Here is a 16,724-nt window from a genome sequence, read left to right as displayed (position 1 = left end):
GACCACCTGCCAGGCACTCCACAACCGGGGCCTGGTGACGGTCTCCCGGAAGAGCGGGCAGTGGAGCGTCGCCCTGACAAGCGCCGGCCAGCACTACCTGGCACACGGCACGTACCCTCCCCGCGGATCACGCCCGAGGCCGGCGCGGGGCGATGATCTCCGTCCCCGCTGGTGCCTCGCTCGCCTCCGCTTCAGCGAGGGCCCGGTAGACCGAGGCCACCGAGGGATGCTGGCCCACGTTCTTACCCGTCTTGATGGTCAGCTTTTTCGCGATCTCCGGGACGGGGACACCGCGGTTCTTCAACGCACGGGCGAAGTGGAGCATGTCGTCGTCGATGACCTTCGGCCGCCCGCCGTAGTTGCCGTTGGCCGCGGCGGCGTGCTGGCCTTCGAGGGGCTTCTCGCGGATGTGGTTCCGCTCAATCTGGGCGGCGGCGGCCAGGACGGCGAAGAACCTCGCGCCCATGCCGTTGGGGTCGTAGATGCCGCTGAGCGGGCCGGTGAGGAGTTCGAGCTGGACGGCTGCGGCCTGCTAGCCGGACAGCGTCATCAGCTCGGCGGCGTTGCGGGCCAGGCGCTTGAGCTAGTGGGCGGTGAGGATGACCTCCTGGTCGGGGGCGGCCTCCCTGATGTCGTACGCCAGCCTCAGCGCCCCCTGAAGCTTCGGCCGGGTCTTCACGCACGTGCTGATCTTCTCGGAGAAGATCCGCTTGCAGAGCGGCCGGAGAGCGTCGAGCTGGCTCTGCGACTCCTGCTGGGCGGTAGAGCAGCGCGCGTACCCGATGCGGATCGGCTTGGCCGCCGTGGCGGCCGGCGCCGCCTCGACGGGCGGTCCCTGCTTCCAGGTGCGTCCCTGGTCCGCGGTCCTCGGGGACGGGGACGGGGACGTCGAGTTCCTCGCGGAGTGCGGGCACGAGGATGAAGCGGGCGGTGGTACTCCGTCGCGCATCTCCGCCGCGGGTGCGGCAGGGACTGCCGACCGGGCTTCATATTTCAGACAGTCGTTTCGTTCTACCGCGATTGCGGATTGATCGGACGTCAGATCCACACCGGAAGCCTGTCAAGGTTCGAGTATCAGGTGGGGGTGAGGGCCGTGCCGCACCCTCGCCTGTCCCGGGTTCAGGGCTTGACGAGGACTTTGAGGCTCTTGCGGTCGGCCATGTCCCGGTAGCCGGCTGGGACGCCGTCGAGGTGGTGGTGGCGTCGAAGACCTTACCCGGCTCCATGGTGCCGTCGAGGATGGTGGGCATCAGTTCCTCGATGTAGGCGCGGACGGGTGCGGGGCCGCCGGCGAGCCGGATGTTGTGGCGGAAGAGGCTGCCGAAGCCGACGGGTGCCTCCTCGTACTGCGGGGGGTGGCTAGCGTGGAACGCATGGACGACCAACACGATCACCGCGCGGAGATCCGGGACTTTCTTGCCAGCCGTCGCGCGAAGATCACCCCGGAGCAGGCAGGGCTTCCCACCAGCGGTCGACGCCGGGTTCCCGGGCTGCGCCGTGAGGAGGTCGCCGTGCTGGCCGGGGTGAGCACCGAGTGGTACACCCGCCTGGAAAAGGGCCACATCAGCGGGGTGTCCGAAGACGTCCTCACCGCGGTCGCCCAGGCTCTGCAACTGGACGAGGACGAACGCACCTACCTGTTCGACCTGGCCCGCGCCTCCCGTCCCGCCCGCCGCACACCGTCGCGCCGCAGGGACGTCGAAGCCCCACCGTGCATCCAGTGGCTGCTCGACTCCATCACGATGTCCGCCGCCTTCGTGCGCAACGGCCGACTGGACGTCATCGCCACCAACGCGTCGGCCCGGGCCTTGCACGCGCCGATGTTCGACAGCCCCACCACCCACACCCCCACCACCCACAGCCACGGCCGTGCCAACTTCGCCCGCTACCACTTCCTCGACGCCGGTTCACAGGACTTCTTCGTCGACTGGGACGCCGGCGCCGCCGCTACCGTCGCGCTGCTGCGCGCCGAGGCCGGGCGTGAGCCGCATGACCGTGCCCTGCGCGAGCTGATCGGTGAGCTGTCCACCCTCAGCTCCGACTTCCGCACGCTGTGGGCCGCGCACGACGTCCGTATCCGCTACGAGGGCATCAAACGGCTGCAACACCCCGAGGTCGGTCTCCTGGAGCTGACCTACCAGTCTGTGGACCTGCCCGTATCCCAGCGAGCCGTGCACGACCTGAGCCTTTACACCGCCGAACCCGGCAGCACCTCCGAAGACCACCTCAAGCTCCTCGCCAGTCTGGCGGCAACCCGTCCCCAGGCGGCAGAGCCCACCGGCTGGCTTTGTTCACGAGAACGGACAGCGGATATTCACCACTTCGGGAGGCACCTGGCTGACCCGAAGATTCGAACAGCCAGCTGGCACCGACGTTGAACCGGCCAAAACCCACCCCGACAGAGTGACCTTTTGATCTTCTCGGAGAACCGAGGTCCTCGCCCGAAGAAGATGGTGCCGGGACCTGCCGGCAGTCGGCTGGTCCCGTGACGCGAGGAGGATTGCTGATGGGCTCTGAGGGCTGGAGTGTCCAGGTGCGTGACATGCAGACCAGCGAGGCTTTCAAGGAGTCGGACGGCACCCGCTACGTCGTACCGGACGGGAGGGTTCTGATTGGCCGCTCCCACCAGGGGGACGAGAACGGCAGTACCTGCTACCACCACGCTGCACTGGTTGTTGTGACTCCCGAAGGGGAATACCGCACGACCGTAGGTACAGGTTCCTGGTCAGAGCCGCAGACGGAGAGCAGCTCCCGGTTCGAGGCTGAAGAGGGACACGTTCTGACGGGCCGCTGGCACCAGGACGACGAGAACGGCCCCACGGAGTACCAGTCGGCCCCGGTCACCGTGCACATCAACGACACCGAGCATCCTCTGTCCTTCCAGCACGGCGAGTGGGTCACTGCCGAGGAGCCGGATCACGACGTCCGCGCGCCCGAAGGCCAGGTGCTCGTAGGCCGGAGCCACCAAGGCAACGAGACGGAGAAGACCCACTACCTCTTTGCGACGCCCACCGTCTGACCTCCGACGGACAGCCGGGCGCCGCCGAGCGTGGCGCCCGGCCGCTAGGACGCCGCTCGAACAGGCTCCGCCGCAGGTGCCTCCCGAAGTGGTGAATATCCGCTGTCCGTTCTCGTGAACAAAGCCAACCGGCCGACTGAGCTGAGCGGCCTGTTCCGCACGCTCTCAAGCCCCGGCCGAAGCCACACCCCGCCCGGGGCCGGGGCATACCCGGAGCAGCATCCGTCGAGGCGAGGTGAACCGAGCGACCCCGTAACTCGAACATGTTCGTTACGATCGGGTGATGACTGCGAGAAGAGAGCCGATCAGCCGCCGGGAGCGTCCGGCGAAGCCCGCCCTGTCCCGGCGCTGGATCGTCGACACCGCCGTGCGGATCATGCGATCGGAGGGGCTGGGGAAGGTCACGATGCGCCGCCTGGCGCAGGAGCTGGACACCGGCCCGGCGTCGCTGTACGTCTACGTGGCCAACACCGCCGAGCTGCACGCGGCCGTTCTGGATTCCCTGCTCGGCGAGGTCGACCTGACCGGACGGCACGGCGGTGGCGACTGGCGCGAACAGCTCCGTGCCGTCATGACGTCGTACACCCAGGTGCTGTTCGAGCACCCGCAGCTGGCCCGGGCCGCGCTCGTCGCCCGCCCGAGCGGCGAGAACTACCTGCGCCTGGTGGAGCGCATCCTCGACCTCCTCGCGCAGAGCGGCGCCGGCCGCGAGCAGGTCGCCTGGGGGGTGGACAAACTGCTCCAGGACGCGACCGCCACCGCTGCCGAGCACGCGACGAGGGAGCACGACCCCGCCTCCGAGGAGGACTGGGACGCCACCGTGCGCGCCCTGCATGCCGTGGACCCCGCCACGCATCCGGCGATCGCCGCGCACATGCCCGCCCTGATCGGCGGCTCGGTGCCGGACAGGATCCGCTGGAGCTTCGACGTCCTCGTCAACGGCATCACCCACACACCCGTTCCGGGCGCAGTGGACTGAGCCTGGGGCCGGGCGGCCCGCCCTGCGGCGGATGCGGCTTGGGAGACGCACGTTGCCCTCGCCGGCCTCCCAGCGACCGCATTGACGAACTTGTTCGCAACGAACATGTTCGGTACGGTGAGGGGGTGGCCGCGGCATCCTTTGCCGCCCCGTCGCGCACGCCGCCCCTGCGAAAGGGGGCCTGGGGCGTCGGCGGCGATGACTCGGCACACCGAGGTGTTCCCCCTACTGCTTTCGGAGGCCCCCATGAACACCACTCATTTCCCGATAGCGATCATCGGTGCGGGTCTTGGCGGCCTGACCGCCGCCCGCGTCCTGCACGTCAACGGCATCGAGTCGGCGATCTTCGAGCTGGAGGCGTCGGCGGCGGCCCGCACCCAGGGCGGGATGCTCGACATCCACGAGAGCAACGGGCAGAAGGCCCTGCACGCCGCCGGCCTGCATGACGACTTCCTCAAGATCGTCCATGAGGGCGGTCAGGCCATGCGCCTGCTCGGCCCCGACGGCACCGTGCACGTGGACGAGGAGGACCACGGCACCGGCGGCCGGCCGGAGGTGGACCGCGGCGTCCTGCGTGACCTGCTGCTGGGCTCCCTGCCCGACAGCACGATCCACTGGGGCCGGAAGGTCACCGGGGCCCGCGTGCTGGGCGACGGCCGTCATGAGGTGACGTTCGCCGACGGCTCGGCCATCACCACCGATCTCCTGATCGGCGCGGACGGCGCCTGGTCCCGGATCCGGCCGCTGGTCTCCAGCGCCTGGCCCGCCTACACCGGCATCTCCTTCGTCGAGACCGACCTGTTCGACGCTGACAGCCGCCACCCGCGCAGCGCCGCGGTCATCGGCGGCGGGTTCTTCATCGCCCTCGGGGGCGAACGCGGTGTCCTCGCGCACCGGGAGACCGACGGCAGCCTCCACGTCTACACCGCGCTCAAGGTCGACGAAGGCTGGCTGGACACAGTCGACTTCACCGACCAGGCCGCCGCCAAGGCCGCGGTCCTCGCCCACTTCGAGGACTGGGACGAGGGTCTGCGCGGCCTGGTCGCCGACGCGGACACGATCACCCCGCGCCGTATCCACGCCCTGCCCGTCGGGCACCGCTGGGACCGCGTCCCGGGCGTGACGCTGCTCGGTGACGCCGCCCACCTGATGTCCCCCTTCGCCGGGGAGGGCGCCAACCTCGCCATGCTCGACGGCGCCGAACTCGCCCTGGCCGTCGCCGCCCACCCCGGCGACGCCGAAGCCGCCCTGGCAGCGTACGAGGAGGCCCTCTTCCCGCGCAGCGAAGCCTCCGCCGCCGAGTCCGCCGCCAACCTGGACACGATGTTCGGCGAGAAGGGCTTGGAGCAGATGGTCGCCTTCTTCACCTCCGGCCCGGCAGCCCGGTGAGGGCAGTCCCGACGGCCACCGCGCCCTCAGCCACCGAACCCCCCGCATCCAGGAGCACCTCATGACCGCACCCCATCAGCGGACCATTCCGGTACGGCCCGGCCTCGACCTCGACGTGCGCGCGGCCGGCACCAGCGGCAGCCCGATCCTCGTCCTGCACGGCGGCGCCGGCCCGTCCAGCATCTCTCCCCTGATCGACCACCTCGCACCGGAGCACAGGGTGATCGCGCCCACCCATCCGGGCTGGGAGGGCACCGTACGGCCTGACGATCTGGACTGCGTGCCCGCACTCGCCGCTGCCTACCTGGACCTGCTCGGCCACCTCTCACTGAGCGACGTGACGGTGATCGGCACGTCCTTCGGCGGCTGGGTCGCCACCCAGACCGTCCTGGACGACCGCGAGGGCCGGATCTCCAAGCTCGTCCTCATGGACGCCATCGGCCCCGTCATACCCGGCCAGCAGATCACCGTGCCCACCGGGCCACCGGCTCCGGCGGCCACAGGACCGGCAGCGCCGCAGGGCGGACCCTCCGCGCAGTCGATGGCCGCCATGCACGCCTACGCCGGCCCGGCCATGGGCGACGCCGGCATGCTGCCCCGCCTTTCCACCGTCACCTGCCCGGTCCTGGTGATCTGGGGCACGGACGACACAGTCGTCACCCCCGACTTCGGCCGCGCCTACGCCGCGGAGTTCCCCCACGCGCGATTCGCACTCATCCCCGGCGCAGGACACCTGCCCATCCGCGAGAAGCCCGAGACGGTCTTCACCGCTCTGGACTCCTTCCTCACCCCCCGGGCCCCGGCCGCCGGCCGCTGAACCCTGCCCCCTGGTGCCCCCTCTGCCGGCCGGCGCCGGCATCGCCCCTCGGCAAGCGGGCGCCCGTGGGACTCATCACGCGCGGTCGTCGCACACCGACCGCGCGGGGCGGGGAACCGACCATCCCTTCATCCACCGGAGGCACGATGACGAAGATCGCGATCATTCTCGGCAGCACCCGCACCGGACGTGCCGGCGGACGCGTCGCACAGTGGGTCCTGGAACAGGCCCGAAAGCGCGGGGACGCCGACTACGACCTGATCGACCTCGCTCAGGTCGACCTGCCGCAGATCGACGAACCGTTCCCGCCCGCCATGGGCCGCTACACCCACCCGCACACCCGGCAGTGGGCCACGACCGTCGCCGCCTACGACGGCTACGTGCTCGTCACCCCCGAGTACAACCACTCCTTCCCCGGCGTCCTGAAGAACGCCCTCGACCGCGTCCACGCCGAGTGGAACAACAAGGCCGTCGGCTTTGTCTCCTACGGCTTCGACGGCGGCGTGCGCGCCGTCGAAGCCCTGCGCCCGGTCCTGGGCGCCCTAAAGCTCGCGGACGTCTCCGCGACCGTCACCTTGAACCTGCGCACCGACTTCGCCGACTTCGGCGCCACCTTCACCCCCAGCGACCACCAGGGCCCCGCTGTGACGGCAATGCTCGACCAGCTCCTGTCCTGGAGCAACGCCCTCGCCTACACCCGCAGCAGCGCAGCCTCGCCGGCTTCCTGAAGGATTTCCCGCACGACCTCCTCTCACACGACGGTCCCGGCCCCCAGCCCACTTCACACGCCGGTACGCCGGTGAAGGCTGCGCTTTGGCTGCGAGCAGGGCCGCAACACCGGCCACGCTGCGGCTCGCACACCGCTCGGTTCCCGCCGAGTCGCAGCACGGATGAAAGGTCGACCATGACCGACTACCGGATGGACCGGACACTCACCCTCGGACCCGTCACGCTGACGGTGGCCGATCTGGCACGCAGCGTGCGCTATTACACGCAGGTCGCAGGCTTCCGCCTCCTCGATCGCCAACCACAGCGAGCACAACTGGGCGTTGAAGGACAGGTGCTGGTCGACTTGCACGAGGTAGCCGGGGCTGTCGCGCCGCCACCCTCCAGCCCCGGGCTCAGCCACTTCGCGCCGCTGGTGCCGGCCAGGGCGGACGTGGCCCGCTTCACCCAGCGGCACCTCGATGCGGGACTCGACGTCGACCCGCGCGACCACGTCGTGAGCCAGTCGTGCTACGTCACCGATCCCGACGGCCACACGATCGAGGTGACCTGGGCCTGCCCGCAGGAGCGATGGCAGTGGACCGACGAGAGCCTGCCCATTGTGGTCTCCACCTCGATCGCTGTGCAGGACCTTCTCGACGAACCCGGAGCGAGCACGCCCGCACCCCTGCCGGCCGGGACACAGATGGGACACGTCCAACTCAAGGCGACCGACGCCGCCCTCACCCGCACCACACCGTTCTACCGCGACCTGCTGGGCCTGGAGATCTACGCCCGCCTGGGAGACGGGTTCATCGGCGTAGGCGTGAGCGACTACCGCAGTCTCCTCGTCCTCACCGACCGGTTCAGCCCGCACGGAGGCACGCCCGCAGGACCCGACACCACCCGGCTCACCTGCGTCGACATGCGGCTGACCGATCCGGAGGCGATCGAGGCACTGGCCGAACGGCTTACCGCCGCCGACCATCCGCACCAGCGTGCAGGGACCCACCTGACCACACACGATCCCTCCGGGAACCCCCTGCGCTTCTCCGTCCTCAGCGCCGCCAAGCCGGCACCGAAGACGGACGCGTAGCCCACCTCCAACATACGCCGTTGTCCTGGCATGGGTCCTCGCCGGCAAGATCGCCGCCGGCCAGGCCGTTGTGATACGCCTGCGCTGCCGCCGGACCGTCGGCAGTGCGCAACTCGTCGCCGCTCGCGGTCGGCGCGGAGTGCAGCGGCGAGTTCGCGGGCTCGGTCTTCGCCTTGCGCGCCGTGCATCCGGATGCGATGGCGACGAACACAGCCCGCTGCGACCGGCGAGCGAACGCGGCTCTGCACCGGATCGTGTAGACCCGCCTGCGCGTGTGCCTGGGCGCCACCCTGAGTCAGCCGGGCGCATCATCTCGCCAGGAACAACGAACGTCTCCGGTGGCGGTACGGACGGAGACCTCGCACACGCTCCCCCACGGCAGCGCCATCGTCGGCGGCCGTCAGCGCGCTTCCAGGCCCCGTCCGCCCTCGGCCACGACGCCCGGAGCCCGCTCCTCCGGGCGAAGTACGGAGTGTCAATGCGGCCGCCCTCCCTGGCCACACCGATGATGAACCGTGACTTACGACAGTCAGAAGTGGTGTGCGACGGCGGTCCCCGGAGTGCACATTCGGGCCGGCTCCGGGGCCGCTGGAGTGCGGCTGCTGGGCTGGCCGGGAGTCCTGCCGTTCTCTGTCATCCGGTCCGTCGTGCTCACGAACGACCCAGAGCAACCGTCCCGGAGAGCAGGCGTGTCGGCCGCTCGCCTGACAGGTGCGTGAGGCGACAATGGCGCCGCCGACACGGGTACGACACAGCAGGAGCAAGGCGTGGCACAGGGCACCGTCAAGTGGTTCCACCCGGACAAGGGTTTCGGCTTCATCGAGCAGGACAGCGGCCCCGATCTCTTCGTCCACTACTCCGAGATCCTGGCAACCGGCTAGCGCAGCTTGGAGGAGGGCCAGCGGGTCGAGTACGAGGTCACCCAGGGCCCCAAGGGCCCCCAAGCCACAGGTGTGAGCGTCATCTGATCCTTGCGACGTCGCTGCGCCGGGCGCCCAAGTCACCTCCTCCCAGCCCACCCAGATATCGACCGACGGCCGCATGACAGGGCTGTGTACCAGCGCAACCCACCGGACACACCCTGGGAGTCAGTACTGCCTGGGCGCCAGGGCGTGATGAACCTCAACGGCGATGGCCTGTCAACCACATACGGCCCAGGTGCGGATGCTCAGGCTGAGCGGCAAGCTGGTGCCGTAGGCCACACCCGTCGAAGGAGTGTCATGGTGGCGGTGACCGCAGGTGTGATCGCCGGTGCGTCGGCCCCGTGGCGGACGACCCGGCCGGCTGCAGGCGTGATCGTGGCGATCCTGCTGTTGCCAGTGACCTGCGCCAGGCTGCTGCACCTGGCTTCTGGGCACGTGCCGTGACCGGGAACGCGTCACGGCCTGCGACCGGCGCGCGGCGGCCGTATCTGATCGTGAATCCGCGTTCGGGTGGAGGGAAAGCGAGCCGGTTCCGGATCGCGGACCGGGCCCGGGCGTTAGGGGCCCAGGTCTTTCTGATCGATCATTCCCTGCCTCAGGACCTGGCGGCTGTCGCCCGACCCGCGGTGGATGACGGTGCGGATCTGCTGGGAGTGGCCGGCGGAGACGGCACGCAGGCACTTGTCGCCGAGGTGGCCGCGGAAAGCGGCCTGCCTTTCGTCGTCGTTCCGGTGGGCACCTGCAACCACTTCGCGATGGATCTCGGTCTGGACCGTGAGGGCCCTTCGGCCGCGCTGGAGGCCCTGACGGACGGCGTGGAGCTGCGCGTGGATCTCGGGTACGCGGGCGAGCGGGCGTTCGTCAGGGCCTCCAGCGCGGCCGTGGGGATCGGCACGGTCCAGGCCGAGAGCCATCGCGAGGTGGTTGCGGGTACCCGCCGGAACGACCACGAAGGGCAGTCCGCTCTCCGCAGCCACCTCGGCGACAAGCGGCCGTGTAAAGATCCGCGCCGTCTCCCCCGCGCGTCGGGCGAGCGCCGCCGGTTCCCCGGCGAGGGAAGCATCGATCAGGACCACCCGCCCGAGCGCGGATTCACGAACAGACAGGGCCGCCGCGCGCCGGTCGTCGTCGGTCGCGGCGCGTTCTCGGTCACGGCGCGGACCCTGCAGTCGCATGCGTCAGCCGGCCGCGTCTGACTGCCGCCAGCCGGTCCGGCGCGGTCACGCCCGCGACCGACGGCTTTGTCCCCCACCGGACCTGCGGTCCGGAGATCGCGCCTGCGGCCACCGCCCCCATGACACTCCTTCGACAGTCACGGCCCACGGCATCAGCTTGCAACTCGGCCGGGGGATCCGCACCTGGGGTGCGGCGGTGCCCAGGACGCCTCGGCGCCCAGGACGTGACGGACCCGGCAGCCACCTCGGGGCTCGTTTTCCCGTGACCGGGGCTGGGAACCCGGTGCCCATGGCGACGCGTCCGGTTCCGGTGCGAACCATTCTCGCCACCATCGGCTTGGTGCTCGCCACCTGCGTCGCACTTGAGCTGGTGGTCCAGGCTCGACGGGTCCTGATCTGGGCGGTCATCGCGTTGTTCCTGGCCGTCTCCCTTCATCCAGCGGTCGAAACGCTGCAGCGACGGGCGCCCCGGTGCCGACGGTAGGTGGCCGCCCTGCTGGTCTTCCTGGCTGCGGCCGCGGCACTCGGCGCGGTGGTCGCCCTGTTCGTCATCCCCCTGGCCCAGGAGGGAAGCCGGTTCGCCGGTCGCCTGCCCGCGATGATCAGGGACGCCCAGGCCGGCCGCGGGCCAGTCGGCAATCTGCTGGAGCGGACACACGCCCTGCGGTATGTCCAGCACCATCAGGCGCAGATCCGCGCGTTCGCCACCGGTCTGAGCACGCCCGTCGCGAAGTTCCTCCGTGGTGCCGCGAGCACCGCGGCAGGCGCTCTCACCATCTTCGTGCTGGCCTACCTGATGGTGTTGGAGGGCCCCAGGGCCATAGACCGGTCCCTGGCCTTCGTGGACGAGGCGCCCGCGGCCCGCATACGCCGCGTCGGAGCCGCGTGCGCCCGTACCGTGAACGGCTATCCGACCGGGAACTTGCTGATCAGCGTCATCTGCGGGCTTCTGACCTACGTCGTCCTGCTGGTTTCCGGAGTGCCGTTCGCCGGCCTGCTGGCTCTCTTCGTCGCCGTGACCGACCTCATTCCCCTGGTGGGAGCCACCATAGGAGCTGTCGTCGCCTCCGCAGTGGCGTTCGTCCACTCCCTGCCGGCCGGCATCGGGGCCGTCATCTTCTTCATCGTCTACCAGCAGGCCGAAAACCACCTCCTGCAACCGGTCATCCTGTCCCGGACGGTGAAACTCAACCCCCTCACCGTGCTGCTGGCCACCCTGATCGCCGCCGAAGTCGCCGGGATCCTCGGTGCCCTGCTGGCGATTCCCGTCACCGGCATCATCCAGGTCGTCCTCGGTGACCCCTGGGCTCACCGCGGCGGTCGGTCACTGGGACCGCCGATACGGGCAGACGACAGCCCCGAGAACTCCGAACGGCCCGACGCCCCCGGATGACGGCCCCTGGAATCCGGCCGCCACACGCGCAGCGAGGCGTTCCCCCAGGTCGACGCCTGCGCTTTTCCTCGTCAGGCGAAAGATCGTCGACGGGCCGGTCGGGCTTGCAGGGCACAGCTTGAACGGACAGACCCGGCAGACAGCGAAGACCCGGGGTGAGAGCGGCCTGTTGACCGCCCTCACCTGGTCAGTGTGCGAGCGGAACCCGGACGTCGGACTGACCGAGTACCTCGGCTGCCGCCTGCCGCCCTGACGAATGAGCCGACGTCCGAGATCACCCCGCCCAGTTGAGCACGCAGCACGACGCCAGCGTCGCCATCACAGCCGCGCCGCACGATGCGCGCGAAGGACCGTTCGCCGGCCGACGCCCCCCGGAGGTGGCGCGATGTCGCCGCTCGCCGCGTCGGGCCCATCCGGCTCCGCCGATCAGTGCTGGGGGTGCGCTCGTGCGTGGAACAGGGGGCGCCGCTGGGGGGCGGTGCCGGCGGCCAGATGGCCGATCTCGACGCGTGTCCTGACGGCACGGACCACCTCGGTCAGGCCGACGACGATGGCCATGACGCCCACGACCAGGGTGAGGGTCGTGATGGAGGCGAACGGCATGACGATCATCACGATGCCGGCCAGGGTGCCGATGATGCCGAAGGCCACGTGCCAGCCGCGGGCCGGCATGGTCTCATCGGAGGCCGCCGCGACCGTCTCCAAGGTGCCCCGGAACAGCCAGCTGAAGCCGATCCACAGGGCCAGCAGGAAAAGTGACTCCAGGGGTCCCCGGAAGCAGATCAGTCCCAGCAGGATGGAGGCCGCGCCGGTGATGAAGTGCAGTACCCGAAGATGCCGGGGGACGCGGGTGCCGAAGGCGGCGGCGAGCTGGAAGACGCCGGTGGCCAGCAGGTAGACGCCGAAGAGCACGCCGACGACGCGGAGCGTCTCGCCCGGCCAGACCAGGGCGACGACGCCCAGGGCGATGGTGGCGAGGCCCATGGTGAGCAGGATCTGCCAGCCCGCGTTCGCCAGGGCGGCGATGCCTTCGGCCGCGGGGCTCTCTTGCGGTTCGGTGCTACGTGGTGGAACGGAACCGGGGGAATCGGAAGGAGATGTCATGGCACCTACCTCCTTCTGTGAGCAGCATGGTCACGTCACTACATGTCCATCGTCACCCGGCCGGCCTCATGTCGCTCGGTGGGAAGGGCGAGGGTCCCTGGCGCATGAGGTGGTCCGAGCAAGCTCCTCCGTCCTGCGGGAGCAGGGGGCGGTCTCGCCGGACCTCCCGGATGCCGGCGGCCAGGCACAGTCGTGGTGTCCTTTCGCGTTGACGACCGCATTCACGCGTGGGGAGTGATGACGGCGCGTCCGTGGATCCTGCCGTCGTGCAGGAGCCGGTAAGCCTCGTCGGCGCGTTGCAGGGGGAAGTGCTCGGCCAGCACATCGATCCTCTCCTGCTGGGCGAGCGTGATCACTTCCATCAGTTCGGTGAGGGAGCCCCAGTAGGGGGAGGCGACCGAGCACTCGTGCGGCGGGCTGGAGAAGTCGACGGGCAGGGCTCCGCCGCCGAGGCCGACAATGGTCAGGTGGCCGAGCATCCTGGCCATCTGAGCAGCCATCCGCAGTGTCGGGTCGGTGCGGACCATGTCCAGCACGAGCTGAGCGCCCTGCTGCGCCGCTTCACAGCGTGATAGCCGGTCAGTCCGGCGTCGCTGAGCGGGGCGGCCTGGCGGGGGCGCCGAGCGGAATCAGGTAGCGCGCCGCCGGGACCAGCAGGTACTCGGCCATGCCGCCGTGGTGTCCACCGCGCAGGCCCACCCGCGCGCTCCTGGCAGTAGTTCTCCTGGCCCTGACGGGAGTTGGCGCAGATGCCACAACCCCAGGAGCCGTAGACGATCACAGGGTCCCCGGGCTCGAACCCCGTGACGCCCGGTCCCAGCCGCTCCACCCACCCCGCGTTCTCATGGCCGAGCGTGAAGGGCGGATCCGTGAAGCCGGGCGGCAGGTGCCTGCATGATGTGCAGATCGGAGTGACAGGCACCGGCACCTGCGATCTTCACCAGGAGCGGGCCCGCGCCGGGCTCGGGCACCGGCACCTCGCGCAGCTCGGGCGGCTGCCGCCAACGGACGAGTCGAAAAGCGCGCATAGCGATGCCTCCGGCACACACTGGTCAGTCGAGAATGCCGTCGATGTCGACCAGGACGTGGCGCGGGCCGCGGAAGATCTGGTTGTGCCGGTACGGCGGGGGGTCCTCGACGAGCCGGGGGTCCTGCACCCGGCGGACGAACTCGCCGACCGCGATCTGGACCTCGAGTCGCGCGAGCGGGGCGCCGAAGCAGAAGTGGATAGCGACAGGGCGATCGGATCCGGGCGCACCGCCGTGGAAGCCGGCGCCCTCACCGACGACGGCGCGGATCGTTACGGACGAGTAGGCGGGTGCGATCGCAAAGCATGCACTCCCAGATCGTCGCAGGAACCCAGACTGCGTGAGGCGCCGACCGCATCGTCCGCGCCAGCGCAGCCGATCTCACGGCGCAGCCGCACCGGAGCGATCCGGTGCGGCTGCGCCGTCTCAGGGCTCCGCGTGGAGTCCCGGCAGGAAGTGCCCCGGCGGGGCCTCGCCGTATCACTCGTCTATCACCGAACAATCACCGACTGGGCGACCCCTCACGGACCAGAACGCTCTGACCTGGGGTTCCATGCCCGCGCTGGACTGGCGTAGACGCCCCTGGACGGTTTCTACAACCTGTGCCAGGTGGTGCCGAGGGCCGGCCCCAGGACCAGGGCCGGAGCGTGTTCCTGCCCGTCGCAGCGGTATTGAAGGGTCTGTGCCGTCGTCTCACTCACCCGATCACGCTCCCACACGCCGCCACGCCGTACGGACGGGGGTCGCGGCCTCCGCAGGACCACCCTACGGCCGCGCCGAAGCCGACCCCGCCAGGCCGTGGCCGCCGTCCCTCGACGGCGGCCACGGCTGCCTCACCTCGCCTCAGCCGGTGGTGAAGGTCAGCAGTTGCGCGGAGACCAGCCGGGTGTCCGCCCTGCCCGGGCCCGAGTTGTCCCAGTCGCGCTGCGGTGCGGTCACCGCGGAGTGCGATCTCGGTCCGCCCAGGCTGAGGGCCAGACCGCTGTAGCGGTTGACCAGCCGGTACGTGCCCGTGGGGACCGACGGGCCGCCGGACGGCGCGGAGCGCATGACCTGCTGGACCGACCACTCCTGCCGCGCGGACGGATCGGCGGCCGGACGCGACAGTGTGGTGGGGGCGCCCCAGGCCCTGCCGCTGACGCCCAGGGCCTGGTGGGTGCGGGAGTTGACGACGGTGAAGAATCCGTCGCCGGTGCTGGTGAACGTCCACCTCGATGTCGGGCCGACCCGGTCGGCGGCCGTCAGGCCGTTTCCGGACTGGGCCAGCAGCCGCCCGTCGGACGCCGTGATGCCGTAGGACGCGCCGCTGCGCACCGGCGGCGCGGACTGCCCGGCCGCCGTCCTGGCGGTGATGGTGACGTCCGCGTACTCGCCGTCCCCCGTCGAGCAGTAGTACGCGCAGTAGGAGCGGAAGGTCTTGCCCAGGACCTGCGAGGCGGTCAGGGTCCTGGAGTCCAGGAACCACCGGTACCAGCTGGCGTTGGGCAGCGACGCGATGCTTCCCATGTCGGTCCACTGCTCGGTGGCCAGGTCCTTGGTCGCGTAGAAGTGCAGCGGCGCCTTGGTGCCGGTGTCCTGCGCGAGACTGTTCTGGGGTGTGCCGATGTACTCACCGAGGTACGCGTCCCACGCCACGTTGAGCACGGCCAGTTGCGACTGGGCGGGCATGGTGCCGGCGCTCGACTGGCTCTGCACGGTGCCGCCGTCGCCGGGCTGGTAGTCCTTGGCCGAGGGCACGTAGCCGGTGCCGCCGCCGTCGGCGGGGATCAGGTCGCTCTCCTTGCCGCCGACGCCCGGGCTGGTCCACGACCCGTCGTACCACTTGTGCCACGACGAGGGCGCCATCTTGCCGGAGATGGACGCCCGGGCCACGTGCTCCTCCCATATCTCCTTGTCGTCCGCCTTGTTGAGCACGCGGGTGGAGTAGAAGGCGTAGAAGTAGCCGGTGCGGTCGTCGACGAACAGCCGCTGGTCGCCGTCGCCGTAGTAGTAGGTCGACTGCGGGAACTGGCCGGTGTCGTCGCGCTCGGTGCTGTACGGCGAGGTGATGACGTGGCCCTCGATGGTCCAGGTGTGCCCCTGGTCCTTGGAGACCGCGTAGTCGATGGCGTCGTAGTGCAGGCCGTCGCCGAAGGGCTGCGGGGTGAACTCGTTGTGCACCAGGCCGTACCAGTAGCCGGTGTCCGGGTCGACCCAGGTGCCCAGCAGGTCGCAGTAGTCGCGCTCCGCGTAGCCGGAGCCGCTCGGCGCGTAGGTGCTCTGCACGCCCGTGGGACCGTTGTTGCAGCGCCAGGTCGTGTCGTCGTTGCGGTCCTGGGGGTTGGCCGGGTTCACCGCGCTGCTGATGGGATCGAGCGTGGCGGTGTCGAAGTCGCTTCCCGAGTAAAAGCTCCACTGCCGCGAGTCGGTCTTCCCGTAGAGGGAGTGGGACTGCTGGTAGTAGAAGGTCCCGTCCTTGTCGATGAACGGGTACGCCGGGGTGTCGTCGGTGTTCGAGAACGGTACGGGCTTGCCGGCCGACAGGTCGTACCGCGCGCCGGGCGCGGTGGCCGCCGTCCAGCGCTGGCCCGCCTGGGTGGCGTCGCACGCGTCGAGCCCCACGGCCGCGCCGGCGGTGGCCGAACCACTTTGCACGGCAAGGCACTTGCCGGACTCGGCGGCGAAGACGGTGCTGTCGGGCAGGTGGCTGAAGTGCTGTCCGGCGGCGCCCGTCGAGCAGGCGTCCAGCCGGACCGGCGTGCCATCGGCGGTCGAACCGCCGGGGATGTCCAGGCACCCGTCGGTGGTGCTGATCCCACCGCTGCTCGTCCAGGTCCACTGCTGGGTGGCCGAGCCGTCGCACCCGGCGAGGTGCGCACCGCCCGGGCCGCTGCCGTCCAGGCACTGCGAGCCGATGGTGATCGTGCCGGAGCCGGTGTTCGTGGCGTTCGCCGCCGCGCCGGCCGGTGGCGCGGCGGCCAGTGCGGACAGCGCGAGCGCCAGCGCCGCCGCAGCGCCCGCCCAGCGCAGAGCTGTCCTGTTGGTGGATTCGCGCCTGATGCCAGTGCGCCTCATGTCGTACACCTCATCGCGGTTCTCCTTGTCCGGTGGATCGGG

At 70.1% G+C, this 16,724-nt stretch carries 12 protein-coding genes and 6 pseudogenes; 10 read left to right on the top strand and 8 right to left on the bottom strand.

The features are described from left to right. Positions 1-127: 127 nt before the first annotated feature. The 3 genes and pseudogenes from CK485_RS30205 to CK485_RS29795 form a co-directional block, all read right to left on the bottom strand. A complete protein-coding gene (locus tag CK485_RS30205) occupies positions 128-466 on the bottom strand; it encodes a recombinase family protein (RefSeq protein WP_199239469.1) in 339 nt (112 codons plus the stop codon). Positions 467-583: 117 nt separating this feature from the next. After that, positions 584-949, bottom strand: coding sequence for a recombinase family protein (locus CK485_RS30200; protein WP_199239468.1), 366 nt, complete (start codon positions 947-949; stop codon positions 584-586). Positions 950-1,119: 170 nt separating this feature from the next. Then, positions 1,120-1,352 (bottom strand): annotated as a pseudogene (locus CK485_RS29795) (IMP dehydrogenase); the annotation flags it as partial. 21 nt (positions 1,353-1,373) lie between these two features. Here CK485_RS29795 and CK485_RS21630 point away from each other — a divergent pair. The 10 genes and pseudogenes from CK485_RS21630 to CK485_RS21585 all read left to right on the top strand — a co-directional run bounded on the left by CK485_RS21630 (position 1,374) and on the right by CK485_RS21585 (position 11,496). Continuing rightward, a complete protein-coding gene (locus CK485_RS21630; RefSeq protein WP_109453535.1) occupies positions 1,374-2,378 on the top strand; it encodes a helix-turn-helix transcriptional regulator in 1,005 nt (334 codons plus the stop codon). A gap of 164 nt (positions 2,379-2,542) precedes the next feature. Continuing rightward, positions 2,543-3,019, top strand: a complete 477-nt coding sequence (locus CK485_RS21625; protein WP_146214570.1) for a hypothetical protein — start codon at positions 2,543-2,545, stop codon at positions 3,017-3,019. Between the two features lie 283 nt (positions 3,020-3,302). Continuing rightward, the gene (locus CK485_RS21620; RefSeq protein ID WP_109453533.1) at positions 3,303-3,998 is read left to right on the top strand and encodes a TetR/AcrR family transcriptional regulator; all 696 of its coding nucleotides are present in this window, start codon (positions 3,303-3,305) and stop codon (positions 3,996-3,998) included. A gap of 246 nt (positions 3,999-4,244) precedes the next feature. Then, on the top strand, positions 4,245-5,387 hold the full coding sequence (locus CK485_RS21615; protein WP_199239467.1) for an NAD(P)/FAD-dependent oxidoreductase: 1,143 nt from the start codon (positions 4,245-4,247) through the stop codon (positions 5,385-5,387). Positions 5,388-5,448: 61 nt separating this feature from the next. Beyond that, on the top strand, positions 5,449-6,204 hold the full coding sequence (locus tag CK485_RS21610; RefSeq protein WP_109453531.1) for an alpha/beta hydrolase: 756 nt from the start codon (positions 5,449-5,451) through the stop codon (positions 6,202-6,204). A 146-nt stretch (positions 6,205-6,350) separates the two neighbouring features. Next, on the top strand, positions 6,351-6,932 hold the full coding sequence (locus tag CK485_RS21605; protein ID WP_109453530.1) for an NAD(P)H-dependent oxidoreductase: 582 nt from the start codon (positions 6,351-6,353) through the stop codon (positions 6,930-6,932). A gap of 176 nt (positions 6,933-7,108) precedes the next feature. Next, the gene (locus CK485_RS21600; protein WP_109453529.1) at positions 7,109-8,005 is read left to right on the top strand and encodes a VOC family protein; all 897 of its coding nucleotides are present in this window, start codon (positions 7,109-7,111) and stop codon (positions 8,003-8,005) included. A gap of 767 nt (positions 8,006-8,772) precedes the next feature. Beyond that, a pseudogene (locus CK485_RS21595) lies at positions 8,773-8,973 on the top strand (cold-shock protein). A 431-nt stretch (positions 8,974-9,404) separates the two neighbouring features. Beyond that, positions 9,405-9,791 (top strand): annotated as a pseudogene (locus CK485_RS29790) (acylglycerol kinase family protein); the annotation flags it as partial. A gap of 796 nt (positions 9,792-10,587) precedes the next feature. Further along, positions 10,588-11,496: an AI-2E family transporter gene (locus tag CK485_RS21585; protein ID WP_241968520.1), complete on the top strand. Its 909-nt coding sequence runs from the start codon at positions 10,588-10,590 to the stop codon at positions 11,494-11,496. A 426-nt stretch (positions 11,497-11,922) separates the two neighbouring features. On the opposite strand, the gene CK485_RS21580 is transcribed toward CK485_RS21585, so the two are convergent. The 5 genes and pseudogenes from CK485_RS21580 to CK485_RS21565 all read right to left on the bottom strand — a co-directional run bounded on the left by CK485_RS21580 (position 11,923) and on the right by CK485_RS21565 (position 16,682). Continuing rightward, positions 11,923-12,600 (bottom strand): HdeD family acid-resistance protein, encoded by a 678-nt coding sequence (locus CK485_RS21580; protein ID WP_109453527.1) that lies wholly within the window; start codon positions 12,598-12,600, stop codon positions 11,923-11,925. Positions 12,601-12,821: 221 nt separating this feature from the next. After that, positions 12,822-13,151, bottom strand: a pseudogene (locus CK485_RS30195) (zinc-binding dehydrogenase); the annotation flags it as partial. A gap of 212 nt (positions 13,152-13,363) precedes the next feature. Further along, positions 13,364-13,522 (bottom strand): annotated as a pseudogene (locus CK485_RS30190) (alcohol dehydrogenase catalytic domain-containing protein); the annotation flags it as partial. Between the two features lie 130 nt (positions 13,523-13,652). After that, positions 13,653-13,829: pseudogene (locus CK485_RS29785) on the bottom strand (cytochrome P450); the annotation flags it as partial. Positions 13,830-14,471: 642 nt separating this feature from the next. Beyond that, a complete protein-coding gene (locus CK485_RS21565) occupies positions 14,472-16,682 on the bottom strand; it encodes a ricin-type beta-trefoil lectin domain protein (protein WP_146214569.1) in 2,211 nt (736 codons plus the stop codon). Between the last annotated feature and the right edge of the window lie 42 nt (positions 16,683-16,724).

The organism is Streptomyces sp. ICBB 8177, from assembly GCF_003144095.1.
In the GTDB taxonomy this organism is placed as follows: Bacteria; Actinomycetota; Actinomycetes; order Streptomycetales; family Streptomycetaceae; genus Streptantibioticus_D.
Note: the sequence above shows the minus strand (reverse complement) of the source record. Positions and strands in the feature narration are given on the sequence as shown.